This is a genomic window from Mycobacterium sp. 852014-52144_SCH5372336, from assembly GCF_001665615.1.
Lineage (GTDB): Bacteria > Actinomycetota > Actinomycetes > Mycobacteriales > Mycobacteriaceae > Mycobacterium > Mycobacterium neumannii_A.
In genome coordinates this window covers 1-25,577 of sequence record NZ_LZSW01000052.1, presented here as the reverse complement: position 1 = coordinate 25,577, position 25,577 = coordinate 1, and the positions used below count along the sequence as shown (strand labels likewise).

Annotated in this window: 17 protein-coding genes and 2 pseudogenes; 7 read left to right on the top strand and 12 right to left on the bottom strand. The window is 67.1% G+C overall.

The window, feature by feature from the left end:
- Positions 1–112: 112 nt before the first annotated feature.
- Positions 113–1,017 (bottom strand): annotated as a pseudogene (locus A5759_RS16170) (hypothetical protein).
- A 198-nt stretch (positions 1,018–1,215) separates the two neighbouring features.
- Here A5759_RS16170 and A5759_RS16165 point away from each other — a divergent pair.
- Positions 1,216–4,641 (top strand): TM0106 family RecB-like putative nuclease, encoded by a 3,426-nt coding sequence (locus A5759_RS16165; protein ID WP_068199407.1) that lies wholly within the window; start codon positions 1,216–1,218, stop codon positions 4,639–4,641.
- Positions 4,641–5,993: an FAD-binding oxidoreductase gene (locus tag A5759_RS16160; RefSeq protein ID WP_064396272.1), complete on the top strand. Its 1,353-nt coding sequence runs from the start codon at positions 4,641–4,643 to the stop codon at positions 5,991–5,993. Before A5759_RS16165 ends, A5759_RS16160 begins: the two co-directional genes overlap by 1 nt.
- Here the strand turns inward: A5759_RS16160 and A5759_RS16155 are convergent.
- Both A5759_RS16155 and A5759_RS16150 read right to left on the bottom strand, forming a co-directional pair.
- Positions 5,990–7,858: an MFS transporter gene (locus A5759_RS16155; protein WP_064396271.1), complete on the bottom strand. Its 1,869-nt coding sequence runs from the start codon at positions 7,856–7,858 to the stop codon at positions 5,990–5,992. The genes A5759_RS16160 and A5759_RS16155 overlap by 4 nt on opposite strands.
- An 85-nt stretch (positions 7,859–7,943) precedes the next feature.
- Positions 7,944–9,236 (bottom strand): multidrug effflux MFS transporter, encoded by a 1,293-nt coding sequence (locus tag A5759_RS16150; RefSeq protein WP_064396269.1) that lies wholly within the window; start codon positions 9,234–9,236, stop codon positions 7,944–7,946.
- Positions 9,237–9,377: 141 nt separating this feature from the next.
- Here A5759_RS16150 and A5759_RS16145 point away from each other — a divergent pair, with 141 nt between their 5' ends.
- The 3 genes from A5759_RS16145 (at position 9,378) to A5759_RS16135 (ending at position 15,132) form a co-directional block, all read left to right on the top strand.
- Positions 9,378–10,142 carry a hypothetical protein gene (locus tag A5759_RS16145; RefSeq protein WP_064396267.1) on the top strand — a complete coding sequence of 255 codons (765 nt, stop codon included), beginning with the start codon at positions 9,378–9,380 and terminating at the stop codon, positions 10,140–10,142.
- Between the two features lie 196 nt (positions 10,143–10,338).
- Positions 10,339–14,169 (top strand): multifunctional oxoglutarate decarboxylase/oxoglutarate dehydrogenase thiamine pyrophosphate-binding subunit/dihydrolipoyllysine-residue succinyltransferase subunit, encoded by a 3,831-nt coding sequence (locus tag A5759_RS16140; protein ID WP_231984665.1) that lies wholly within the window; start codon positions 10,339–10,341, stop codon positions 14,167–14,169.
- 132 nt (positions 14,170–14,301) lie between these two features.
- Positions 14,302–15,132 carry an SDR family oxidoreductase gene (locus A5759_RS16135; protein ID WP_064396264.1) on the top strand — a complete coding sequence of 277 codons (831 nt, stop codon included), beginning with the start codon at positions 14,302–14,304 and terminating at the stop codon, positions 15,130–15,132.
- Positions 15,133–15,153: 21 nt separating this feature from the next.
- On the opposite strand, the gene A5759_RS16130 is transcribed toward A5759_RS16135, so the two are convergent.
- From A5759_RS16130 to A5759_RS16120, 3 genes are read right to left on the bottom strand one after another with little or no spacing between them, the layout of a single operon-like run.
- Positions 15,154–15,996 carry a glycine betaine ABC transporter substrate-binding protein gene (locus tag A5759_RS16130; protein ID WP_064396262.1) on the bottom strand — a complete coding sequence of 281 codons (843 nt, stop codon included), beginning with the start codon at positions 15,994–15,996 and terminating at the stop codon, positions 15,154–15,156.
- A gap of 6 nt (positions 15,997–16,002) precedes the next feature.
- Entirely contained in the window at positions 16,003–17,199 is a 1,197-nt protein-coding gene (locus tag A5759_RS16125) for an NADP-dependent malic enzyme (protein ID WP_174522740.1), read from the bottom strand.
- 49 nt (positions 17,200–17,248) lie between these two features.
- Entirely contained in the window at positions 17,249–18,238 is a 990-nt protein-coding gene (locus A5759_RS16120) for a malate dehydrogenase (protein WP_064419154.1), read from the bottom strand.
- A gap of 148 nt (positions 18,239–18,386) precedes the next feature.
- Here A5759_RS16120 and corA point away from each other — a divergent pair, with 148 nt between their 5' ends.
- Positions 18,387–19,466, top strand: a complete 1,080-nt coding sequence (gene corA / locus A5759_RS16115) for a magnesium/cobalt transporter CorA (protein ID WP_068199405.1) — start codon at positions 18,387–18,389, stop codon at positions 19,464–19,466.
- 87 nt (positions 19,467–19,553) lie between these two features.
- Here corA and A5759_RS16110 read toward each other — a convergent pair whose 3' ends face one another.
- The 6 genes from A5759_RS16110 to A5759_RS16085 all read right to left on the bottom strand — a co-directional run bounded on the left by A5759_RS16110 (position 19,554) and on the right by A5759_RS16085 (position 25,247).
- Positions 19,554–20,147 (bottom strand): suppressor of fused domain protein, encoded by a 594-nt coding sequence (locus tag A5759_RS16110; RefSeq protein ID WP_068199404.1) that lies wholly within the window; start codon positions 20,145–20,147, stop codon positions 19,554–19,556.
- On the bottom strand, positions 20,144–21,361 hold the full coding sequence (locus A5759_RS16105) for an ABC transporter ATP-binding protein (RefSeq protein WP_064396255.1): 1,218 nt from the start codon (positions 21,359–21,361) through the stop codon (positions 20,144–20,146). Before A5759_RS16105 ends, A5759_RS16110 begins: the two co-directional genes overlap by 4 nt.
- Before the next feature lie 4 nt (positions 21,362–21,365).
- Positions 21,366–22,202: a carbohydrate ABC transporter permease gene (locus A5759_RS16100; RefSeq protein ID WP_068199403.1), complete on the bottom strand. Its 837-nt coding sequence runs from the start codon at positions 22,200–22,202 to the stop codon at positions 21,366–21,368.
- On the bottom strand, positions 22,202–23,131 hold the full coding sequence (locus A5759_RS16095) for a carbohydrate ABC transporter permease (protein WP_165593293.1): 930 nt from the start codon (positions 23,129–23,131) through the stop codon (positions 22,202–22,204). The genes A5759_RS16100 and A5759_RS16095 overlap by 1 nt, the downstream gene beginning before the upstream one ends.
- A complete protein-coding gene (locus tag A5759_RS16090; RefSeq protein ID WP_064396337.1) occupies positions 23,128–24,531 on the bottom strand; it encodes an ABC transporter substrate-binding protein in 1,404 nt (467 codons plus the stop codon). The genes A5759_RS16095 and A5759_RS16090 overlap by 4 nt, the downstream gene beginning before the upstream one ends.
- Positions 24,532–24,722: 191 nt before the next feature.
- The gene (locus A5759_RS16085; RefSeq protein WP_064396250.1) at positions 24,723–25,247 is read right to left on the bottom strand and encodes a general stress protein; all 525 of its coding nucleotides are present in this window, start codon (positions 25,245–25,247) and stop codon (positions 24,723–24,725) included.
- Between the two features lie 106 nt (positions 25,248–25,353).
- On the opposite strand from A5759_RS16085, the pseudogene A5759_RS25975 reads away from it, so the two are divergent.
- A pseudogene (locus A5759_RS25975) lies at positions 25,354–25,577 on the top strand (DUF4190 domain-containing protein); the annotation flags it as partial.

Below are 25,577 nucleotides of genomic sequence, written 5' to 3'. Positions count from 1 at the left end.
CGCCGACCGACTCAACGCACTCATCACCCAAGCAGCAGCATGAACCCCGAATGTTGCACCAACCACTTGACTTCGAATGGCGCCGACGTGTGTCGAGCCCACACTCGGCGACCTAGAGCCAAGCAATTCGCGCGTCGAGTCGAACCTCATCCGAATGCGGCCAACCCCTCGCCTGCATCGCGTCCCGTACGCGCGCGAGAAAGACATGCGGGCGGGTGCGCAAAATATCGCGACTCGCCCGGATGATCAGCCAGCGCTGACCCGCAAGTTCCGCCAGCCGGTCGATGTCGCGCGCATGCTGTGCGGGATCATCCCAATGCTGCGGACCGTCATATTCGACGCCGACCTTGAATTCCTCCCAGCCCATGTCGACGCGGCCGATGAAGGACCCGTACTCGTCAGCGACGAGGATCTGCGTTTGCGGCCTCGGAAATCCGGCGGCGAGCAGCAGCAGGCGTGTCCTGGTTTCCTGCGGCGACTCCGCGCCGCCGTCCATCAACTCGAGCACCCGCCGCAGCTGCACGATGCCGCGGGTGCCACGACGCGTTTCAGCGAGACACTCGACGTCGACCGGCTTGAGACCGGTAGCGTTCGCCAGCGCATCGACCCTGATGATCGCCGTCTCGAGCTGCCCCCGCGGCCAAGGTCGAACGCCGTTCGCACCGGCGTGGTCACCGGCATTCCATGGACGATGCCGATCTCCTCATCGCGCAGTTTCGCCCGCTGGATGGTGATTCCGTCGACAGCACAGGCCTCGCCACGAATCAATTCGGCGGGCAGGTTCTCGTCAATCCATCGGGATCCGTACAACGCCGCGGCGGATAGTCCGGCGATCGTGGCGTTTCGCCGGGACCACAGCCACGCAGCCACCGCCCGTCTCTCCGGCGTCAGCGTCACCCCTTTCGGCAGGTAGACATTGCGATAGACCATGTTGTGGCGGCTGACCAGTGTTCGCCTGGTCACCCCGCCTGCCGCCAACCGCTCGGTGCCGATGAACGGCAATGAATTCGTATCCATGCGGACACGGTCAGTACGGGGTCTCACACAATTCGGTCAGCGCGGCCCACGGAACGCTCGGGCTGTGGATACGCGCGTCGTTGTGAATCGGCGAGTGTGGCCTCGTGTCACGCCCGAGCCGGATAGGCGTGCGGGTAACCCACGTTCGCGGGGACTGAGGGACCGGGATGTGTCGTCCGGGTCACATACAGTGGCAGCGTGTTCGTGGCCTCCGAGGGCGCCGAAACCCGCGTCGTATACAGCGCATCCGATCTCGCAGCGGCAGCCCGCTGCGAGTACGCGCTGCTGCGCGCGTTCGACGCCAAGCTCGGGCGAGGTCCCGCCGTCGCGAGCGAGGACGAGCTGTTGGCCAGAACGGCTCAGCTCGGCGATGAGCATGAACAGCGACACCTCGATCTGCTGCGCGACGGGGCCGACGTCGCCATCATCGGCAGGCCCCCGTACACGGTCGACGGGCTGACCGCCGCCGCCGAGCAGACGCGTCGCGCTGTGGAGCGCCGCGCCGAGGTGATCTACCAGGCCGCGATGTTCGACGGCCGATTCGTCGGCTTCGCCGACTTCCTGATTCTGGAGCGGGACGCCGACGGTGAGCGGTATCGATTGCGCGACACCAAGCTCGCGCGCTCGGTGAAGGTCGAGGCGCTGCTGCAGTTGGCCGCCTACGCCGAAACACTCACGGCCGCGGGTGTGCCGGTGGCCGAGGAGGTCGATCTGATCCTGGGCGACGGCGCCACCGCGAGCTACCGCATCGACGAACTGCTCCCGGTCTATCGCCCGCGGCGCGAAGCCCTGCAGCGCCTGCTCGACGACCACTTCGCGTCGGGCGCGCCGGTCGACTGGGCCGACGACACCGTGCGCGCGTGTTTCCGCTGCCCGGAATGCGAGGCCCAGGTCCGCGCCGGCGACGACCTGTTGCTGGTGGCGAACATGCGGGTCAGCCAACGGGCGCGCCTGCTCGACGCCGGCATCAGCACCGTCGCCGAACTCGCGCGACACGAAGGACCGGTCGCCGAGCTTCCGGCCCGGACCCTCACCGCGCTGCGTGAGCAGGCCAGGCTGCAGCTGGCGCCGCGGGTGGACGGCAAGCCCCCGTATCAGATCGTCGAAGCCCAACCGTTGACCCTGCTACCCGACCCCGACAAGGGCGACCTGTTCTTCGACTTCGAAGGCGACCCGCTGTGGAGCGCCGACGGTCGCGAGTGGGGCCTGGAGTACATGTGGGGCGTGCTCGAGGTCGGCGGCGGTTTCCGGCCGCTGTGGGCGCACGACCGTCCGAGTGAGCGCAAGGCCCTTGTCGACTTCCTCAAGCTGGTGCGCCAGCGCCGCAAGCGGCATCCGAAGATGCACATCTACCACTACGCGGCGTACGAGAAGACGGCGCTTCTCCGGTTGGCCGGCCGCTATGGGGTCGGCGAGGACGAGGTCGACGACCTGCTGCGCAGCGGTGTTCTGGTCGACCTGTATCCGTTGGTGCGCAAGAGCATTCGCGTCGGCACGGAGAACTACAGCCTGAAGTCCCTGGAGCCGCTGTACATGGGCTCCGAACTGCGCACCGGCGACGTCACCACGGCCACGGAGTCGATCACGATGTACGCGCGGTTCTGTGAGCTGCGCGCCGAAGGTCGTCACGACGAAGCCGACAACATGCTCAAGAAGATCGAGGATTACAACCGCTACGACTGCCGATCGACACATCGGCTGCGCGACTGGCTGATCAAGATCGCAATCGAGTCGAGCGTCCCGCCGCTCGGGCCGCAGCCGGTCACCCAGAGCGTCGCCGTCGAGGACACCGATCACCTGGCGCGCACGCTGATGGACTTTGCCGGGGACGGTGTGGCCCAACGCAGTCCAGAGCAGACGGCCGTGGCATTGTTGGCCGCCGCGCGCGGATATCACCGCCGCGAGGACAAGCCGTTCTGGTGGGCGCATTTCGACCGCTTGAACAGTCCTGTCGACGAGTGGGGCGACACCAACGACGTGTTCCTGGTCGACGCCGACGGCGTGGCAGTGGTCAAGGACTGGCATCTGCCGTCGACGCGGGCCCGTAAACAGCAGCGCTGGCTGGAACTGACCGGGGCGCTGGAGGGCGGTGACGTCAGCAGAGAGGTGTTCGCACTGTATGAGCCGCCGTCGCCCGCGGGCATGGCGGACAACGCGGACCGGCGCGCGGCCGGCAACGCCGACGTCATCGAAGTCGACGACCCGCCCACCCGGGTGGTGATCTGCGAACGTGAGACCCCTGCCGGGACGTTCACGCAGACCCCGTTCGCGCTGACGCCGCGAAACATCGTTCCCAACAAAAAGTTACGTGAGGCCATCGACAGCGCGGCCGCCGAGGTCGCCGCTGCGCTACCGGATCTGCCGCGCACGGCGGTGGTCGATATCCTGCTGCGCCGGCCGCCGCGCACCTGCAGCGGCGCCCTTCTGCCCCGCACCGGCGATGTCACCGCCGACATCGCCGCCGCGGTGCTCGACCTGGACTCGTCATATTTGGCGGTGCACGGCCCACCCGGGACCGGCAAGACGTACACGGCCGCCCGGATCATCGCCCGCCTGGTCAACGACCACCAGTGGCGCGTCGGTGTCGTGGCGCAGTCACATGCGGTGGTGGAGAACCTCTTTCGCGACCTGATCAAGGCAGGCGTGGACCCCGAGCGCATCGCCAAGAAGGACTGCCCCGACGACGTCGGCTGTCGGGCGATCGACAAGGACGAGTATGCGGCGTTCATCGCCGACCACGCCGGCTGCGTCATCGGCGGCACCGCATGGGATTTCGCGAACGACACTCGCGTCCAGGCCCGCAGCCTGAACCTGCTGGTGATCGAGGAGGCGGGTCAGTACTGCCTGGCCAACACCATCGCGGTGGCCAGGGCGGCCGACAACCTGATGCTGCTGGGCGACCCGCAACAGCTGCCTCAGGTCAGCCAGGGCCACCATCCCGAGCCGGTCGACGCATCGGTGCTGGGCTGGCTGGTGCAGGAAAACCGCACTCTGCCCGAACAATTCGGCTACTTCCTCGACCGCTCCCACCGGATGCATCCCGCGGTGTGCGCCCCGGTATCCCGGCTCGCCTACGAGGGCAGGCTGCAGTCCGCGAACGGCCACCCGGCAGCGCGCCGCCTTCACGGACAAGCTCCCGGTGTACGTGTGGTGTCCATCCCCCACGACGGCAACTCCACGAGCAGCCCCGAAGAGGCCGAAGCCATCGTCGCGGCGACACTGACGCTGCTCGGCAGCGACTGGACCGACGAGCACGGCGCCCGCGCGCTGACCCAGAAGGACGTCCTGGTCGTCGCCCCCTACAACGCCCAGGTGCTGCTGCTGCGTGACTATTTCGAGAACGCCGGGCTGCCCGACGTCGCGGTCGGCACCGTGGACAAGTTCCAGGGCAGGCAGGCGCCGGTGGTGTTCGTATCGATGACGGCGTCCTCCATCGACGATGTGCCGCGCGGAATATCGTTTCTGCTCAACAGGAATCGACTCAACGTCGCGGTCAGCCGCGCGAAGTACCTCAGCGTGATCGTCCGTTCGGAGGTGCTCACCGAGTATCTGCCGAGCACACCGGACCGCTTGATCGAGTTGGGAGCGTTCCTGTCGCTGGGCGCGAGCGACACACCGACGTGATGAGCCTGACCGAGCGGCTGGCCGAGATCGTCGGGAAGGCCTACGTCAGCAGCGATCCCGATGTGCTCGCCGCACGCGTCGTCGACCACACCGGGCGGTACCGCGGCCGGGCCAGCGCCCTGGTGCGGCCGGGGTCGGCCGACGAGGTCGCCGCCGTACTGCGGGCCTGCCGCGACGCTGGTGCCTACGTCACCGTGCAGGGCGGACGGACATCGCTGGTGGCGGGCACCGTTCCCGAACACGACGACGTGCTGCTGTCGACCGAGCGACTGCGTGACATCGGTGACGTCGACATCACCGAACGCCGAATCTCGGTGGGCGCCGGAGTGACTCTGGCCGAGGTGCAGCGGACGGCCGGCGAGGCAGGGCTGGTGTTCGGCGTCGACCTGGCCGCGCGCGACACCGCCACCGTCGGGGGGATGGCGTCGACGAACGCCGGCGGGTTGCGCACCGTCCGCTACGGCAACATGGGCGAGCAGGTGATCGGCTTGGATGTGGCTCTGCCCAACGGTTCGGTCGTGCACCGGCACAGCCGGGTGCGGATGGACAACACCGGCTACGACCTGGCGTCGCTGTTCGTCGGCGCGGAAGGCACTTTGGGCGTCATCACCGCGCTCGATCTGCGACTGCACCCCACACCGCCACACCGGGTGACCGCGATCTGCGGGTTCGCCGACCTCGACGCGCTCGTCACCGCCGGACGGATCTTCCGCGACCTGGACGGCATCGCCGCACTGGAATTGATCGACGCGCGCGCCAGCGCGTTGACCGCCGAGCACGCCGGGGTGCCCGCGCCCGTCGACGGCGCCTGGCAGCTTCTGATCGAACTGGCGGGCGACACCGACCAGACCGATCGACTCGCCGACGCGATCGAGGGCGCAGACCTGTGCGGGGAACCCGCCGTCGGCGTCGACACAGCCGCACAGCAACGACTCTGGCAGGTGCGCGAGGCCATCGCCGAAGTGCTCGGCGTGTACGGCCCGCCGCTGAAGTTCGACGTCTCGCTTCCGCTTTCGGCCATCGCGCAGTTCGCCGCCGATGCGGTTCGACTCGTCGGCCGCCATGCGCCCGAAGCGATTCCGGTGCTGTTCGGTCATGTCGGCGAGGGCAGCCTGCACCTGAACCTCGTGCGGTGCACGCTCGACAGCCAAGCCGAACAAGCCCTGTACTCGGCGATGATGGATCTCATCGCCCACCTCGGCGGCAACGTCAGCAGCGAGCACGGCGTCGGCACCCGCAAGCGCCCGTACCTCGCAATGTCGCGCGCCGACGCCGATATCGCGGCCATGCGGACGGTGAAGGCGGCCTTCGACCCGTCCGGCTACCTCAACCCCGCGGTGCTGTTCGACTAGTCGCGGTCGTCGCGCGCATGCCTGCCGCTGGAACGGGACTCCCCGCGGTGGCGATAGGCCTCGCCGTCCGGCCGGGCCGATTCCAGCGATGTGAGCCGCCGCTCGTTCTCGACGTGTAAGCCGTTGTGCGAGAGCCCGATCGGATCGGCTGCGGGTTTGGCGGGCGGCGCTGGCGGAATGTCGGCGAGCAGTTGGTCGAGAATCGCGCGCCACGAGTCGTCGGACTGCTCGGGCGGGCGCTCATCGCGCGCGGGCATTGGCTCGGTCGCCGGTTCCCGCTCGGCGGGAACCCATGACGCAGAGCCGTCGTCCCAGTCGATGGTGTACTCGACGTAGTCGTCATCGTCGTCGACGAACGCCTCGTCGTCGTCGGGCTCGTCGACTGGTTCGACGGCGGCGGGTCCCTCTGGTGGGCGGCGCGCATAGCCGACTAGGAACACCGCGGCGAGCACACCGAACAGCGCGACGAACGCGGGCAACAACAGCGACTGCGACATGGCGGCCGCGAACGGCGTGTGCAGGAACGACGGCAACTGCGTCGCACCCGCATCACCCTGAGCCGGATCGGCCCACGGCGGCATCTCGGAGTTGACCTGCCACGTCATGAACGCCGCCATGCTGGCGCTGCCCAGCACGGCCCCGACCTGGCGGGTGGTGTTGTAGACACCCGAACCCGCACCGGCCAACCGGGTCGGCAGATTGCGGGTAGCCGTCGCGGCCAGCGGAGACCAGATGAACGCCATCCCGATCCCCGTCGCGGTGAGCGGCAACACCAGCCGCCAGATCGCAGTGGCGGGCGCCATTTCCAGGGAGAGCCAGGTCAACGCGATCGCCAGCACCGAGAACCCGAATCCGACCACCGGGCGTGGGTGCCACCGATCGACGATCCGTCCGACGACGGGCGCGAGCACACCTGTGGCGATCGCCATCGGCGCGGTCAGAAGCGCCGACTGCGTCGGCGACAACCCGCACACCGCCTGCGCGTAGAACATGACCGGCACGATCATCCCGGTCACGACGAACCCGATCGTCGCGACGCCGAATGTCGACAGCCAGAAGTCGCGGTCGCGGAAGATCTCGAGCGGCAGCAGCGGATCGTTGCGGTTGGCTGCCTGCCAGAACAGGAACGCGGCGACCACCCCGGTGCCCAACGCCATCAGGCCCCAGACCCAGTGGGTCCACCTGTTCGCCTGCCCCTCCTGCAGGGCGAACACGATGAGGAACAACCCGACCGCCGAGAGGATCACCCCCGCAACGTCGAGTCGCTGCCTCTGTCTCGGCAGCTCGGGCACCAGCCGCAGCGCCAACGCCACGCCCACCACCCCGATCGGCACGTTGACGAAGAAGATCCACTGCCACCCGAGGGCGTCCACCAGGATCCCGCCGGCCAACGGACCGACCAGCGTCGCGACCCCGGCCGTCGCCCCCCACACGCTCATCGCCATGCCCCGCCGTTCGGCGGGGAAGATGCGGGTGACCGTCGACAGGGTCTGCGGCGTCAGGAGCGCCGCGCCGAAGCCCTGCACGACCCGCGCGGCGATCAACATCCCGATCGTGTCGGACAGTCCGCACCACAGCGAGGCGACGGTGAACACCGTGAGGCCGAGAAGGTACAGGTTCTTGGGGCCGAACCGGTCACCGAGGCGGCCCGCCACCAGCAACGGCACCGCGTATGCGAGCAGATAGGCGCTCGTGACCCACAGGACGGCGTCGTAGCTGGCGCCGAACGTGGCCATGATCGACGGGTTGGCGACCGCGACGATCGTCGCGTCCACCAGGATCATGAAGAAGCCGACCATCATCGCCCACAGCGCATGCCACGGGTTCGTTGACGTGTTCTGCCTGGTGAAAAGCGTTGACAACATTCTGGGTCGACTAGCACTCGGCGATGCCGCCGACGCTACGGAGCGTGGTCGATCCCGACAAGGCGGGACCACGCGCTGCGAAGCGTCAGGCCGGCTCGGGCACGACGTCGGCGGTGACATCGCGTTCGGAGTCGCCCGCGCGTCCGGCCGCCGACACACCGACGGCCATGAGCGCGAGCAACGCGATCACCATACCCACCGTCATCACCGCGGCCAGAGCGAACTCGTCGTTGCCGAGGGCACCGACGAGCGGGGCGATCGCAGCACCCAGACCGAACTGTCCCGCGCCGAGCAGAGCGGCCGCGGTGCCCGCGGCGTCTGGATGCCGGGTCAACGCCAGCGCCGGCGCGTTCGGGATGACGAAGCCCACGGCGGCCAGGAGCACCCACACCGGGACGACGAATCCGGCCACCCCGCCCACGTCGGCAACCGTGATCCCGACGAAGACCGCACCGGCCAGCGAGGCCACGGTCAGGGCCCACAGCACGATGGTCTGCGGCCGGAACCGGCGCAGTAAGACGACGTTGAACTGCGTGGCGCCGATCAGCGCGATCGCGCCGGCGGCAAAGACCAGCGCGAACCCCTGCTGATCCAGGCCGTAGCGACCCTGCAGGACGAACGGCGCCGCCGCGATGTAGGCGAACAGCCCCGACATGCCCAGCGCCGCGACTAGCACCAACACTACGAACCTGGTATCGCGCAGCAACTCCAGGTACGTCATTGCGATACCGCGCACCTTCAGCGGGCGACGATGCGCGACCGGCAGCGTCTCTGGCAGGGCCGTCGCCGCCACGACCAGTAACAATCCCGCCAACAGCACCAGAGCGGCGAACACCCAGTGCCAGGAGGCCTTCAGCAGGACCGCCGCGCCCAACGACGGAGCCAGGACGGGCGCCACGCCGAGCACCAGCATCAGTCGTGACATCACCGTGGCCGCGACCGAGCCCGTGAACAGATCGCCGACGACGGCGACCGCGACCACCGAGGCCGCTGCGGCGCCCATTCCCTGCAGCGCCCGAGCCAACCCGAGCACCTCGATGTTGGGCGCAAACATGCACATCAGCGAGGCCATCATGTGCAGCACGATCCCGGCCATCAACGGGCGGCGGCGGCCCAGCGAATCGGAGAGCGGACCGACGACCAGCTGGCCGAGCGCCAGCCCGGCGAGCGTCCCGGTGAGCGTCAGCTGCGCGATCGAGGAAGACACCCCGAGTTCCTCGGCGATCCTCGGCAGCGCGGGCAGGTACATGTCGATGGTCAGCGGGCCCAGCGCCACCATGACGCCCAATACGACGATCATCCGGATGCGGCTGACAGACGTGCCCTCCTGAATCGGAGTCGGGGCAGTCGTCAGATCCACAGCCGATGATGGTGCCATGGGAATGAAGAGCGCCGCTTCTCATTATTTTCTTCCCTGCCCGGCATAAGGTGAGCGCGATCACGGCCGGGGCACTCACCGACGCCGTCGTTCGTTAGCCGAAGCGATAGCCTGAAACGAGTCGTTCGGACAGGAGGCCCCATGAGTGCCCGGTCGAAGGCCAAGAGCCAGTTACCGGCGGGCAGCCCGGGAGACAAGGCGGGCTCCGGCGAAGATCCGAGCGTCGCCGCCAAGGCGCTGTCCCGCATCATCGAGCGCGGCTCGCGCGTGCAAGCTCCCGCGGTCAAGGCGTACGTCGACCGGTTGCGCGAACAGGACCCGCACGCGGCGCCGGCCGAGGTCATCAAGAAACTCGAGAAGCGCTATCTGAGCGCGGTGATGGCCAGCGGCGCCGCCGTCGGGTCGGCTGCCGCGTTCCCCGGCATCGGGACGTTGACCGCGATGGCGTCGGTGGCCGGCGAGACGGTCGTCTTCCTGGAAGCGACGGCGTTGTACGTGCTCGCCGTAGCCGAGGTGCACGGAATTCCGGCCGAGCACCAGGAGCGGCGTCGCGCGCTCGTGCTGGCGGTCTTGGTCGGCGAGGACAGCAAGCGTGCAATCGCCGACCTGGTCGGCCGCGGCCGCACCAGAGGCGCCTGGGTCGCCGACGGGGCGGCCACCCTCCCGCTGCCTGCGCTGTCGCAGCTGAACTCGCGCCTGCTGAGATATTTCGTCAAGCGCTACACCCTCAAGCGAGGCGCGCTCGCGTTCGGCAAGACGCTGCCCGTCGGCGTCGGCGCGGTCGTCGGCGGTGTGGGCAACCGCCTGATGGGCAAACGAATCATCGACAATGCGCACAGCGCGTTCGGCACCCCGCCACCGCGATGGCCGACGGTGGTGCACATGCTGCCCGCGTCCAAGGACTAGCGGCACATGGCCGGGAAGGTCGTTGTCGTGGTCTGGCCGATGCTTCGGCGCTAGCCTTTAGTCGGCGGAATGCGGGTAATCCGTACAGAACCTGGCGAGCGTTTCAGATGCGCTCGCGTGAAGCGAAGAATTGAGGCGAGTAGCTACCGTGAGCTCACCTTCACCATTCGGACAGAACGAGTGGTTGGTCGAGGAGATGTATCGCAAGTTCCGCGAGGATCCCTCGTCGGTAGATCCCAGTTGGCACGAATTCCTTGTCGACTACTCCCCTGAGCCGACCTCCTCGGAGAGTCAGGCTCGCAGCGGCAACGGTCAGCGCAGCGCAGGACCGGTGAGCCCGCCGGAGCCTGCCCCCGCGCCCGCGCCCAAGCAGTCCGGCGGCAACGGCGCCGCCCCGCCCGCCAAGGAGACCCCCGCCAAGGAGACCTCAGCCAACGAGACCAAGGCGAAGGAATCCGACGCCGGCGCCTCCAAGAGCAAGGGATCAAAGTCGTCGGCACCGGCCAAGGCGCCCGCCAAGGACAAGGAGCCCGCGAAGGAGTCGGCCAAGAAATCGGAGCCCAAGAACAAGGGCGCTGAGGCCAAGGCCAAGACCAAGGACAAGGACGCCGAGGCCGAAGATTCGGGCGGCGACGACGAGACTCAGGTGCTGCGCGGCGCGGCCGCGGCCGTCGTGAAGAACATGGCGGCGTCGCTGGAGGTGCCGACCGCGACCAGTGTTCGCGCGGTCCCAGCCAAGTTGATGATCGACAACCGCATCGTCATCAACAACCACCTCAAGCGGACCCGCGGCGGAAAGATCTCGTTCACCCACCTCATCGGGTATGCGCTCGTGCAGGCGGTCAAGAAGTTCCCGGGCATGAACCGGTACTTCGAAGAGATCGACGGCAAGCCCAACGTGGTCACCCCGCCACATACCAACCTGGGCCTGGCCATTGACCTGCAACGCAAGGACGGCGACCGGCAACTGGTGGTGGCCGCGATCAAGAAGGCCGACACGATGGGCTTCGGCCAGTTCGTGGCCGCCTACGAGGACATCGTGCGGCGGGCCCGCGACGGCAAGCTGACCATGGACGACTTCTCCGGCGTGACGATCTCGCTGACCAACCCGGGCACCATCGGCACCGTGCACTCGGTGCCGCGGCTGATGCGCGGCCAGGGCACGATCCTCGGCGTCGGCGCGATGGAGTACCCCGCCGAGTTCCAGGGCGCCAGCGAGGAACGCATCGCCCAACTGGGTATCGGGAAGCTGGTCACGCTGACGTCGACCTACGACCATCGCATCATCCAGGGCGCCGAATCCGGTGACTTCCTGCGCACCATTCACGAACTGCTGCTCGACGACGACTTCTTCGACGAGATCTTCCGCGAGCTGCACATCCCGTACGAGCCGGTGCGCTGGCGGACCGACAACCCGGACTCGGTCGAGGACAAGAACGCCCGAGTCATCGAGCTGATCTCGGACTACCGCAACCGCGGCCACCTGATGGCCGACATCGATCCGCTGCGGCTGGACAAGAACCGCTTCCGCAGCCACCCCGACCTGGACATCCTCACCCACGGGCTGACGCTGTGGGACCTCGACCGCGAGTTCAAGGTCAACGGGTTCGCCGGCGCCGACGAGAAGAAGCTGCGCGACGTGTTGGGGCTGCTCCGCGACTCCTACTGTCGCCACATCGGCGTCGAGTACACGCACATCCTCGAACCCGAGCAGCAGCAGTGGCTGCAGGAGCGCATCGAGAAGAAGCACGAGAAGCCGACCGTCGCCGAGCAGAAGTACATCCTGAGCAAGCTCAACGCGGCCGAGGCGTTCGAGACATTCCTGCAGACGAAGTACGTTGGCCAGAAACGTTTCTCGCTGGAGGGCGCGGAGACGGTCATCCCGACCATGGATGCGGTGATCGACCAGTGCGCCGAGTACGCGCTCGACGAGGTCGTCGTCGCCATGCCGCACCGCGGCAGGCTCAACGTGCTGGCCAACATCGTCGGCAAGCCGTACTCGCAGATCTTCTCCGAGTTCGAAGGGAATCTGAACCCGTCGCAGGCGCACGGCTCCGGTGACGTGAAGTACCACCTGGGCGCGTCGGGCAGGTTCATCCAGATGTTCGGCGACAACGACATCGACGTGTCGCTGGTGGCCAACCCGTCGCACCTCGAGGCCGTCGACCCGGTCCTGGAGGGCCTGGTGCGCGCCAAGCAGGACGTGATCGACGGGGGCGACGGCGACGGTGAGGGCGCCGGGGCGTTCAGCGTCGTGCCGCTGATGCTGCACGGCGACGCCGCGTTCGCCGGTCAGGGTGTGGTGGCCGAGACGCTGAACCTGGCGCTGCTGCGGGGATATCGCGTCGGCGGGACGATCCACATCATCGTCAACAATCAGATCGGTTTCACCACATCGCCGTCCGATGCCAAGTCCTCGGAGTACTGCACCGACGTGGCCAAGATGGTCGGTGCGCCGATCTTCCACGTCAACGGCGACGACCCCGAAGCGGCCGCGTGGGTGGCCCGGCTCGCGGTCGACTTCCGGCAGAAGTTCCACAAGGACGTCGTCATCGACATGCTGTGCTACCGCCGCCGCGGGCACAACGAGGGCGACGACCCGTCGATGACGCAGCCGCGGATGTACGACGCGATCGACGTCAAGCGCGGTGTGCGCAAGAGCTATACCGAAGCGCTGATCGGCCGCGGCGACATCTCGATGAAAGAGGCCGAGGACGCGCTGCGCGACTACCAGGGCCAGCTGGAACGCGTCTTCAACGAGGTGCGCGAACTCGAGAAACACGAGATCGAACCGAGCGCTTCGGTGGAAGCCGACCAGATGGTGCCCGCCGGTACGAACACCGCGGTCGACAAGTCGCTGCTGGCGCGGATCGGCGACGCCCATCTGTCGGTGCCCGAGGGCTTCAACGTGCACCCGCGCGTCAAGCCCGTGCTGGAGAAGCGCCGCGAGATGGCCTACGAGGGCAAGGTGGACTGGGCGTTCGCCGAGCTGCTCGCGCTCGGCTCGCTGATCGCCGAGGGCAAGACCGTGCGGCTGTCGGGGCAGGACACCCGCCGAGGCACGTTCACCCAGCGCCATTCGGTGATCATCGACCGCAAGACGGGTCAGGAGTTCACCCCGCTGGATCTGTTGACCGTCGACAAGGACGGCAACCCGACCGGCGGCAGGTTCATGGTGTACGACTCCCCGTTGTCGGAGTTCGCGGCCGTCGGCTTCGAGTACGGCTACTCGGTCGGCAACCCCGACGCAATGGTGTTGTGGGAGGCGCAGTTCGGTGACTTCATCAACGGTGCGCAGTCGATCATCGACGAGTTCATCAGCTCCGGCGAGGCCAAGTGGGGCCAGCGTTCGGACGTCGTGCTGCTGCTGCCGCACGGTCACGAAGGCCAAGGCCCCGACCACACGTCGGGCCGCATCGAGCGGTTCCTGCTGTTGTGGGCCGAAGGGTCGATGACGATCGCGATGCCGTCCACGCCGGCCAACTATTTCCACCTGCTGCGGCGTCACGCCCTGGACGGCATCCACCGGCCGCTCATCGTGTTCACGCCGAAGTCGATGCTGCGCAACAAGGCCGCCGTCAGCGACATCCGCGACTTCACCGAGCAGAAGTTCCGCTCGGTCCTCGAGGAGCCGACCTACACCGACGGCGACGGGGATCGCAACAAGGCCAAGCGGATGCTGTTGTGCAGCGGCAAGCTCTACTACGAGCTGGCCGCGCGCAAGAAGAAGGATGAGCGCGACGACGTGGCGATCGTGCGCGTCGAGCAGCTCGCCCCGCTGCCGCGGCGCCGGCTGGCCGAGACGCTGGACCGCTACCCCAACGTCGAGCAGTACCTGTGGGTGCAGGAGGAACCGGCGAACCAGGGTCCGTGGCCGACGTTCGGGCTGACGTTGCCGGAGGTGCTTCCGGAGAAGCTGACCGGCATCACGCGCGTCTCGCGGCGGGCCATGTCGGCGCCGTCGTCGGGCTCGTCGAAGGTGCACGCCGTCGAGCAGCAGGAGATCATCGACGAGGCGTTCGCCTGAGCCTTCGCCTTCGCATTCGGCGGGCCTTAACCGGTTGATTGCCCGCACCTCACGTCAGGGCGATCAACCCGTTAGTGGGCGGACCCGCGGTACCGGCTAGCCTCTTGACGGCAGCAACACGAGGGAGTGGTTATGCAGGGCTTCGCCGGAAAAGTCGCCGTGGTGACCGGTGCCGGGTCGGGTATCGGACAGGCGCTGGCGATCGAGCTGGGCAAGTCGGGTGCGAGTGTGGCGATCAGCGACGTCGACGCCGAAGGTCTGGCGGCGACCGAGGAGCGGCTCAAGGCGATCGGCGCACCGGTGAGGACCGACCGCCTCGACGTCACCGAGCGTGAGGCCTTCGAGCTGTACGCCGACGCGGTCGTCGAGCACTTCGGCAAGGTCAACCAGATCTACAACAACGCAGGCATCGCGTATGTCGGCGATGTCGAGGTGACGCCGTACAAGGACATCGAACGGGTGATGGACGTCGACTTCTGGGGCGTCGTCAACGGCACGAAAGCGTTCCTGCCGCATCTGATCGCGTCGGGCGACGGGCACGTCGTCAACGTGTCGAGCCTGTTCGGCATCTTCTCGGTTCCGGGTCAGGCGGCATACAACTCGGCGAAGTTCGCGGTCCGCGGGTTCACCGAGGCGCTGCGCCAGGAGATGCAGGCCGCGGGCCATCCGGTCAAGGTCACCACCATCCACCCGGGCGGGATCAAGACCGCGATCATGCGCAACTCGACGGCCGCTGAGGGCGTCGACCGCGAGGGCCTGACCAAAACGTTCGACACCAGGCTGACACGGACCACGCCCGAGGAGGCCGCGAAAATCATCCTCGACGGTGTCCGCAAGGACCGGGCGCGGGTGTTGGTCGGGGCCGACGCGAAGATACTCGACGCGATCGTGCGGCTCACCGGTTCGGGCTATCAGCGCCTGTTCCTGTCGGTGATGAAGCGTCTCGTGCCCAACAGCCACTGAGGCTGCGGCGCTCTCGAACGTCTACGAGTCGCCGAGGGGGTGTTCGGCCAGGAACGCGTCGGCCACGTGGCCTGGATCCGCGCCGTCGGCGACCTCGGCGCGCATCTCGGCCAACGCCGCGGTGTCCAGCACGCCTGCGACCTCGTTGAGCGCGAGCACCTGTGACTCGTTGAGCCCGTTGCGGCGAGACAGCGGCACCAGGTTCTCCGCGCGGATCAGCGACGTACGGTCCGACAGCATCACCAGTTCGGGCGGGATGCCGGGAGCCGCGGTCGTCGTCCACGCGGCGGGGAACCGGCCGGAGCGAACAGCATCGAAAGCCGCGTCGCTGTCGGGGAATTCAGTCACGTTGGGTTCGCACGTGCCGATCGTCTCCGGACGGGGTGCGTCGGCGACCGCGGCGATGGTCAGCCCGTCGCAGTTGCGCACCGCGGCGGTGACGTCGCGCCCGTCCCACTTTCCGGCGGTCGCCTCGGTGACCGCTAGGGCGGGCTTGTCCTCCGCCGACGTGGTGTAGTCCCCCGCCGCGACGCCTTCGGGCAGCGCGGAGACCATCTCGCGGTACACCTGCGTCGGCGCCCGTGCCGCCGACTCGGGATTGAACCGGTCCAGCAACCGTCCGGTGAGCCCGGGCACGACGCGGACGGCCCCGGTGTCCAGCCCGGTCAGCGGGTCGTCCTCGATCTTGACGTGAGCGGGGTTGCCGTACGAGCGCAGCGCGGCGGCATAGAGGTGGGCGCTCAACGTCGACTCCGGATCTGGTGTGGCGCCGACGGCTATCGACGGCCGCTCGGTGTCCTCGCCGCACGCCGCGGTGCTCGCCACGATCACCGCGACGAGCGCCAGCGCCAGCCGCCGGCCCACCTGCGTCTAGCCTCCCGACGCGTCGCGGGACGCACTGGCGACCGCCTGCGCGACCGCGGGGGCGACCCGGGGGTCGAGCACGCTCGGCACAATGCGATCGGGTGCGAGGTCGGTCCCGACGACCGAGAAGATCGCTTCGGCGGCGGCCACCTTCATCCGCTCGGTGATACGGCGCGCACCGGCGTCGAGCGCACCGCGGAACACGCCCGGGAAGGCGAGCACGTTGTTGATCTGGTTCGGAAAGTCGCTGCGCCCGGTGGCGACGACGGCCGCGTACCGGCTCGCGTCGTCGGGGTGGATTTCCGGATCCGGATTCGACAGCGCGAACACGATCGAGTTCGGCGCCATCGAGGCGACCAAGTCGACGGGCACCACGCCGGCGGACAGCCCCAGGAACACGTCAGCGCCCTCGAGCGCTTCGGCGAGCCCGCCGGTCAGCCCGCGCGGGTTGGTCGACTCGGCCAGGTCGGCCTTGTAGGAGTTGAGGTTCTGGCGACCCTTGTGCACGATGCCCTGCGAATCGAGCAGCGTGATGTCGCTGACGCCCGCCGCCATCAGGATCTTCGCGCACGCGATGCCTGCCGCGCCGCAGCCGGAGACCACGACCCGAAGCGAGGCGATCTCGCGATCGACGACCTTGGCCGCACCCAGCAGGGCGGCCAGCACGACGATCGCGGTGCCGTGCTGATCGTCATGCATGACCGGGCAGTCCAGCGCCTCGACCAGGCGCCGCTCGATCTCGAAACATCGCGGGGCCGAGATGTCTTCGAGGTTGACGGCCCCGAACGTCGGACGCAGCCGGACCAGGGTCTCGACGATCTCGTCGGTGTCCTTGGTGTCGAGCACGATCGGGATCGAGTCGAGGTCGGCGAACGCCTTGAACAGCGCGCTCTTGCCCTCCATGACCGGCAGCGACGCCGCCGGGCCAATGTCTCCGAGCCCCAGCACCGCGCTGCCGTCGCTGACCACCGCCACCATTCGGCTCGCCCACGTGTAGCGGGCGGCCAGCGTGTGGTCGGCGGCGATGGCCCGGCTGACCTGGGCCACGCCCGGCGTGTAGGCGACGGACAGCGCCCGTTCGGTGTCGAGGGCCGCGTTCAGCGCTACCGAGAGCTTGCCGCCTACGTGGGCCGCGAAGATCTCCTCATCGCTGAGGACGATGTTGGATCCGGTCAATGGAAGGTCTCTCACCGCTTGCGACACGGCGCCCAGGTTAACGACGAACTGGTAGGTAACCTAATCGCCCGCTGCCTCAAATCAGGCCGAGATCGGTGACCGCTTTGCGCTCGTCGGCGAGCTCGGCCGTCGTCTTGTCGATGCGGCTGCGGGAGAAATCGTCGATGTCCAGGCCCTGCACGATCGACCAGTCGCCGTCCTTCGTCGTCACCGGGAACGACGAGATCAGGCCCTCCGGCACTCCGTAGGAACCGTCGGAGAACACCGCCATCGACACCCAGTCGTCGGCGGGCGTGCCCAGCAGCCAGTCCCGGGCCGCGTCGACGGTCGCCGAGGCGGCCGACGCCGCCGAGGAGGCACCGCGGGCGTCGATGATCGCCGCACCGCGCTTGGCGACGGTCGGAATGAAGTCGTTCTCGATCCAGTTCTGGTCGTTGACCACCTCGGCGGCGTTGCGGCCGCCGACCTCGGCGTGGAAGACGTCGGGGTACTGGGTGGCCGAGTGGTTGCCCCAGATCGTCATCTTCTTGATGTCGGTGACCTTGGCGCCGGTCTTGCGGGCCAGCTGGCTGATCGCCCGGTTGTGGTCGAGGCGGGTCAGCGCCGAGAACCGCTCACGCGGGATGTCGGGGGCGTTGGACATCGCGATGAGCGCGTTGGTGTTGGCGGGGTTGCCGGTCACCCCGATGCGCACGTCGTCGGCGGCGACCTCGTTGAGCGCCTTGCCCTGAGCGGTGAAGATCGCGCCGTTGGCCTCGAGCAGGTCACTGCGCTCCATGCCCGGGCCGCGGGGGCGTGCGCCGACGAGCAGCGCCAGGTTCGCACCGTCGAAGATCTTGTTCGCGTCGGCGCCGATCTGAACGCCGGCAAGAAGCGGGAACGCGCAGTCGTCGAGCTCCATCACCACACCCTCGAGCGCCTTGAGGGCCGGCTCGATCTCGAGGAGCCGCAATTCGATCGGCCGGTCGGGGCCAAGCAGTGACCCGCTCGCGAGGCGGAACAGCAAGCTGTAGCCGATCTGGCCGGCGGCACCGGTGACTGCGACCTTGAGGGGAGTTGTGCTCACGTCAGATGCTCCTTGGACAGATGTACGTTGCCCGCACCGCGGGCGGATTGCGTCGGGAACGAAACTAGCAGGCAGCCGACGCACCCAGCCGCGTAGCATCTACCACGGCCCAATACCTGGGCCCCGTCCGCCCGGGGGGAGCGACCCAGTGCCCTCATTTCGCCCGACCCGTCAAGCGTCCACGCCAGCTATCGGCGCCGACGGCCACGCACCGGTGACCAACGTCACCGTCGACTGCGGCATCTATTGTCAGGGCACCCGGCTGGCGGGCACATATTCCACCGCGGCGGCACTGGACGAGGTGCGCGAACTGGAGCGCGACGGCAAGAAGGCGTTCGTCTGGATCGGGTTGCACGAACCCGACGAGGCCCAGATGCAGTCGGTGGCCGATGTGTTCGGCCTGCACGAGCTGGCGGTTGAGGACGCCGTTCATGCTCATCAGCGGCCCAAACTGGAGCGCTACGACGACACCCTGTTCCTGGTGCTCAAGACCGTCAACTACGTGGAGCACGAATCGGTAGCCAACGCGCGCGACATCGTGGAGACCGGCGAGATCATGATTTTCGCCGGCGCGAATTTCGTGGTGACCGTGCGCCACGGAGACCACAGCGGACTGGCGAGCGTACGTCACCGCCTCGACGCCTCCCCCGGTCTGGCCGAATTGGGGCCCTACGCCGTCATGCATGCGATCGCCGACCATGTCGTCGACGGCTATCTCGAGGTCACCGAACTCGTCGAAGCCGACGTCGACGCGATGCAGGAAGAGATCTTCTCGCCGAACCGCCAGACCAACGTCGAATACATCTATTTGCTCAAGCGGGAGGTCGTCGAGTTACGCCGGTCGGTCAGCCCGCTCACGCTGGCGTTGCAACGACTGCTGTCCGATCACGACGACCTCGTCTCAGTCGAGGTGCGTCGCTATATGGGCGACGTGTTCGACCACAACACCAAGGCCTCGGACCGCATCGCCAGCTTCGACGAGATGCTGACGTCGTTGGTGCAGGCCGCACTCGGCAAGGTTGCGATGCAACAGAACACCGACATGCGCAAGATCTCGGCGTGGGTGGCCATCGCCGCGGTACCGACGGCCATCGCGGGTGTTTACGGCATGAACTTCGACCACATGCCTGAACTGGACTGGTCGTGGGGCTACCCCGCGGTTCTGTTGTTGATGGCAACGGTATGCACGCTGCTGTATCGCACGTTCCGTAGTAACAACTGGCTCTGATTTTGCGCGAAATGGCGTTCCAGCAGGCCCGTACTCGACCTTCTTCTGCTGGAACGCAATTTCGCGACCGCTTGCGCTGGCTTCAACTCAGCTCGGCTTGGCCGCCCGACGTGCCGGGTCGAGCACGTCGACGCCGTCCTGCTGCCACGCCTCGCGCATCGCGTCGGCACCCTTGAGGCGCACCCACGCGGCTTCGGTCGCGGTGATCGGCGTGGCGCCCAACACCTTCACCGGTTCAAGCGGGTCGGCCAACGGTACGTCGTCGATTTCGCTGTCGCTCAACAGGAACGCGGTGAACGGTGTGTTCTCCCACAGCGGTGTCTCGAGGTCGATCAACGCATCGGGCGCCAGGACGAGCCCTTCCACCGCGGGCGCGGCGGCCACGATCGCGATCGACCGGTGCAGTCCCCGCGGCGAGGGTCCGCGAAGGGCGACAATCACCTCCGCGCGAGGACCGTGCACGACGTCGGTGACCATCTCGGTCGGGTCGAACATCGGATGACGCGAACAGCCCAGCGACACATAGTGGATGACTCCGTCGGGGCCCGGCCCGAAGCGCAGCACGCCGATGGTCTCGGTGCCAAGGAACGTGACGCTGGCCTCGGCGGGCTCGGAATCGATGCCCTGCCCGGCGAAATGCTCACGCAGGTGGGTGCGGACCTTCGCGGGGACGTCGATCACTCGGCCGGCGGCGCGGCTGAACCCGCGGGTGAATCGGCAGGCGCATCGGCCTCGGGCAGGCTGAGGTTGTTGCCTGTCTCGGGGTCGAAGACCACCAGCTTCGACGTGTCGAACGCCAACTGGATCGTGTCGCCTTGTCTGGCGGTCGAATCGACCGAAACCCGTGCCACGAACTCGTTCTCGCCGACGCCTGACTCGGCGGCCAGCTCGGCGAGCTGCGCCGAATGCGCCCCGGCGCCTTCGGTTTTGAAGTGGAGATACTTGTCGGCGCCCAGCGACTCGACCATGTCAACCGTCACGTCGAAGGTCAGTGCGCGGATGCGCGCATATCCGTCGAGCACCGCGGCGTCCTCGAAATGCTCGGGCCGGACGCCGACGATCACGTTTCTCGGCGCGTTGCGCCGGGCCAGCAGGTCGTAATTCTCCTGGGTGAGGGTGACCTCGCCGAAGGGCAGCCGGACGCCGACGTCGGTGATCGTCGCGCTGAAGAAGTTCATCGCAGGCGAACCGATGAAGCCGGCGACGAACAGGTTCGTCGGGCGGTTGTAGAGGTCCTCGGGCGTTCCGATCTGCTGGGCCACCCCGGCAAGCAGCACCACCACGCGATCGCCCAGTGTCATCGCCTCGGTCTGGTCGTGGGTGACGTAGACGGTGGTCGTGCCCAGCCGGTCCTGCAGGCGGGCGATCTCCGCGCGCATCTGCACACGGAGCTTGGCGTCGAGGTTCGACAGCGGCTCGTCCATCAGGAAGGCCTTGGGATCACGCACGATCGCGCGGCCCATCGCGACGCGTTGCCGCTGACCGCCGGACAGCTGCCCCGGTTTGCGGTCCAGAAGCTCGCTCAGGTCAAGGATTTTCGCGGCTTCGTCGACCTTGCGGGCGATCTCGTCCTTCTTCAGCTTGGCCAGCGTGAGAGGAAACGCGATGTTCTGCCGAACGCTCATGTGGGGGTACAAAGCGTAGGACTGGAAGACCATCGCGATGTCACGGTCCTTGGGCGCCTTCTCGTTGACGCGCTCGCCACCGATGCGCAGTTCACCGGAGGTGATGTCCTCCAGGCCCGCAATCATGTTGAGCGTGGTCGACTTTCCGCATCCCGACGGGCCGACGAGGATGATGAACTCGCCGTCGGCGATCGTCATCGACAATTCGTGGACGGCCGTCGCGCCGTTGGGGTAACTCTTCGTCACCCGGTCCAACACAATTTCGGCCATGGAACTACCCCTTCACCGCGCCGGATGTCAGTCCGGCGACGATCCGTCGTTGGAAGATGAGCACAAAGACGATGATCGGGATGGTGATGACCATCGCGCCCGCCGCGATCGATCCGGTCGGCTCCTCGAACTGCGAACTGCCGGTGAAGTTCGCGATCGCCACCGGCGCGGTGATCGCGCGTTCGGTGGCGGTCAGCGACAGCGCGAGAAGTAGGTCGTTCCAGGCGAAGATGAACACCAAGATCGCGGCGGTGACGATGCCCGGCGCGGCGAGCGGGGCGATGACCTTGCGAAACGCCTGCGCGGGTGTCGCACCGTCCATCTTGGCCGCCTTCTCCAGATCCCATGGGATCTCCCGGAAGAACGCCGATAGCGTGTAGATCGCCAGCGGCAGCGCGAAGGTGATGTACGGGATGATCAGGCCGGGCCAGGTGTCGAAGAGGCCGACCGCGCGTTCGATGTTGAAAAGCGGTGTGACGAGAGAGATATGGGGGAACATCGCGATCAGCAGGGAGACGCCGATCAGCAGCTTCTTGCCGGGGAAGTCGAGGCGCGCCACCGCGTACGCAGCCATCCCGCCGATCACCACTGCGATGGCCGTGGTGATCAGGCCGATACCGATCGAGTTGATCAGCGCCGAGGTGAAGATGTTGCCCTGGAATATCGCCTTGTAGTTGTCGAAGGTGATCTCGGCGGGAATCAGCTTGCCGTCCTTGACACTTGAGGTTGGCTTGAGCGACAGCGACAGGATCCACAGCACCGGGAAGAGCGCGTAGACGATAACCAGCGCGTTGACGATCGTCCAACCCGTCACCCGCGACGCACCGACCCGCTCAGCCATCAGCGATTCTCCTCGGCGGACCCCGGCGCCGCGGCACCGAAGATCTTGATGTAGATGAACGCGATGATCGCCACGCACAGGAAGATCAGCACGCTGATCGCCGAGCCGAGGCCCACATTGAACGCCTTGAACAGGTTGTCGTATCCCAAAATCGACACCGAGCCCGTGTTGTTGGCCCCGCCGGTGAGAATGTAGATGTTGTCGAAGATCCGGAAGGCGTCGAGGGTGCGGAACAGCAGCGCCACCAGGATCGCCGGCTTGATCAGCGGCAGGATCACCTTGGTCAGCCGCTTCCAGGCGCCTGCACCGTCGACCTGGGCGGCGTTGAGCAGATCCTGTGGCACCAGCGCCAATCCGGCCAACAGCAGCAGCGCCATGAACGGCGTCGTCTTCCACACCTCGGCGAGCACCACGATCGCCAGCGACGGAAGCTGTTCGGTCAGTGGGGCACTGCCCTCGGGCAGCAGGTTCGCCAGGTATCCCGTGCCCGGTGTCCACGCGTAGTACCAGCTGTAGGACGCGGCGACCGTGACGATGCCGTACGGGATGAGGATGGCCGTTCGCACGACGCCCTTGCCGAAGATGGTTCGGTGCATCACCAGTGCCAGCGCCATGCCGAGGACGAATTCGATGGCCACCGAGACGACGGTGATGCCGAGCGTGACGAAAAAGGCTGTCCACCAGTACTGGTCGGTGAGAATGGTGACGTAGTTCTCCAACCCGATGAACTCGGTGTCGTCGGGTGCGGCCATGTTGTTGCGCTGCAGGCTCAGCCACACCGCGTAAGCGATCGGGTAGCCGGTCACCGCGAGCATCAACACGACGGCCGGCGCGATGAGCAGGAACGCCAGCTTCCGTTCCGAGCGAGTGTCGTCGCTGCCGGTCGCGCTCGGCACCGGTGCGGTCGCGGTCGCCGGTGGGGCGGTCACGGGATCAGCCCCTTACCGTCGATGGCCTTCTGCACCTGCTCGGTGAGCTCGTCGGCGGTGCGCTCCGGGTCGATGTCGGTGATCGGAGCCAGCGTGGTGGAGATGCGGGTGGAAACCGCTTGGTACTGGGGTGTGGCGGGACGCACCGCGGCGTTGGTGAGCTGTTCGCGGATGATCTCGTGCTGCGGATATTTCACCTGGAACGCCGGATCGCTGTACAGCGACGTGCGCACCGCGGGCAGCCCGCCTTCGACGGAGGTGTACCGCTGATTTTCCACGTCGCGCAGGCATCGGATGGCTTCGAACGCCTCGGCCTTGTGCTGCGTCGTCTTCGCCACGGCGAGGTTGAGGCCGCCGATGGTGACTCTTGCCGCCTCGCCCGGTCGCACGCCCGGATACAGGGCGAACCCAAGGACCTTTCTGCTCGCCTCGAAGGCGGTCTCGAACTGTTCGTCGCTGGGCGAGAACGTGCCGACGTCGTTGATGCTGCCGGCCAGCGAGGGGTCTTCGTCCAGCGGCAGGAACGACACCCCGCCCTTGATCGCGTTCTCGAGCAGCGACGGCAGCACGTAGGGCCAGTTCACCTCGAGCGCCGCCTTGCCCTGTTCGAGTGCCAGCCGTGCGGTGGTCTCGTCGGTCTGAGTCACCGACGGGTCCGCGCCTGGTGCGGTGGCGACGTTGCGGATGATCTGCAGCGCCTTGACGGTGGCGGCCCGGTGTTCGGGTGTGTCGGTCAACGTGACGGTTTTGCCGTCGTCGGAAAGCACTTGACCGCCCGCGCTTTCGAGCAGGGTGTTGAACCACACGACCAGGCCTTCGTACTGCTTTCCTTGTACCGCAATCCAGCTCGGCTCACCCGCGGCGTGCAACCGCGTCGCCTCGGCCACCATGTCGTCCCATGTTGTTGGTGGCTGCGCCATCAGATCGGCTCGGTACCAAAGCAATTGGGTGTTGGTGGTGATCGGCGCGGCGTACAGCTTGTCCTGCCACATGGCCGTTTCCAGCGGGCCCGGCAACGTATTGGCCCTCGCATCGGCTTCGGCTTGGCCGGCTGGATCGTCAGAGAGCGGCAACGCCCAACCGGCTTCGGCGAATTCGGCGGTCCACACCACGTCGAGGGCCATGACGTCGAGGCTTCTGTCGTTTCCGGTCAGCCGCCGCGCGAGTTGGAGCCGTTGATCGTCGGCGCTCTTGGGCAGGCTGATCTGTTGGATTCGGAAGCGGCCGCCGAGCTGTTCGTTACACCGCTCGGCGACGGCGGTGAAGGTCTGCGCTTCGTTGGCGGGCGTGTAGTAGTTGATGACGATGCCGCCGCTGTCGGAACCACACGCCGTCAGCGTTGACGCCGTCGTCAGCGCAGCAATCGCCGCAGCACCCATCCGTCGTGGGCCGCCGCGCATGCTGGGGAAGCGCACCACCCGCCTCCGTCCGCGTGATGTCACCGACGGGAATCTCCCGCGCGCAAACCGTATTGCCACAAGCATGTGGTTTGCAACACCTCGACGGCGCGCGTCGCACACCGTTACGCAATCGCGAACTGCGCATACGCCGTACCGGTGATGGTGCCTCTGCTACCGATCGCGCGCGGACCTCAGATGGTCAAGCGCGCCAGCAGATCCCGTCCGCGCTCGGCGTTTTGCGGATCGCACAGGACGTCGTAGCGGCCCGCGACGAGTTGCAGCGTGGAACTGAAATCTCTTGTGCCGCGTGCCATCGCATACGGGATCGCCGATGTGATGAGGCCGAAGAACACACCGGCGATCAGGCCGGTGGCCAGTGCTGCCCACGGGTTGGGGCTGAAGAACCCGAGAATCAGGCCGATGAACAAGCCCAGCCACGCACCGGTCAGGACACCACCGCCGAGCACCTTGGGCCACGAAAGTCGACCGGTGACCCTCTCGACCTGCATCAGGTCGACGCCGACGATCGTCACCTGCTGGACGGGGAACTCCTGGTCCGACAAGTAGTCCACGGCGCGCTGCGCCTCGGCGTACGTCGGATACGAACCGATGGGCCACCCCTTCGGCGGTGTGGGCAGACCCGCCGGGCCGCGGCCCATATTTGGGCTACCCGGCGTTGCGCCGGGATTTGCTCCAGGTTGAAACGGGCTGGTCATCGGTCCTCTTTCTCCTCTTTGCCGCAAATCGTTAAGTTGCTGTCTCGTAAGGGACAACGCCGCGATGGCCGCAATCGTGCCCGAGAATTACGCTAGGTTGACAAGCATGACAAATCCCGGGGAGGACGCAGCACGAAACGGACCATCCGAATCCGACGGGGGTGCGTCCGAGCAGACGTCCGGCGGCTACGAGGCGCCGCCGATCGAGCAGTCGACGTCCGAGGGCGATCAGCCATCCGTGTACGGCTCGCCCTACCAGGCTCCGCCGGCTTACGACCCGTCGTCGGGGTATCCGCCGCCTCCGGCCTACCCCTGTCTCTTATACACATC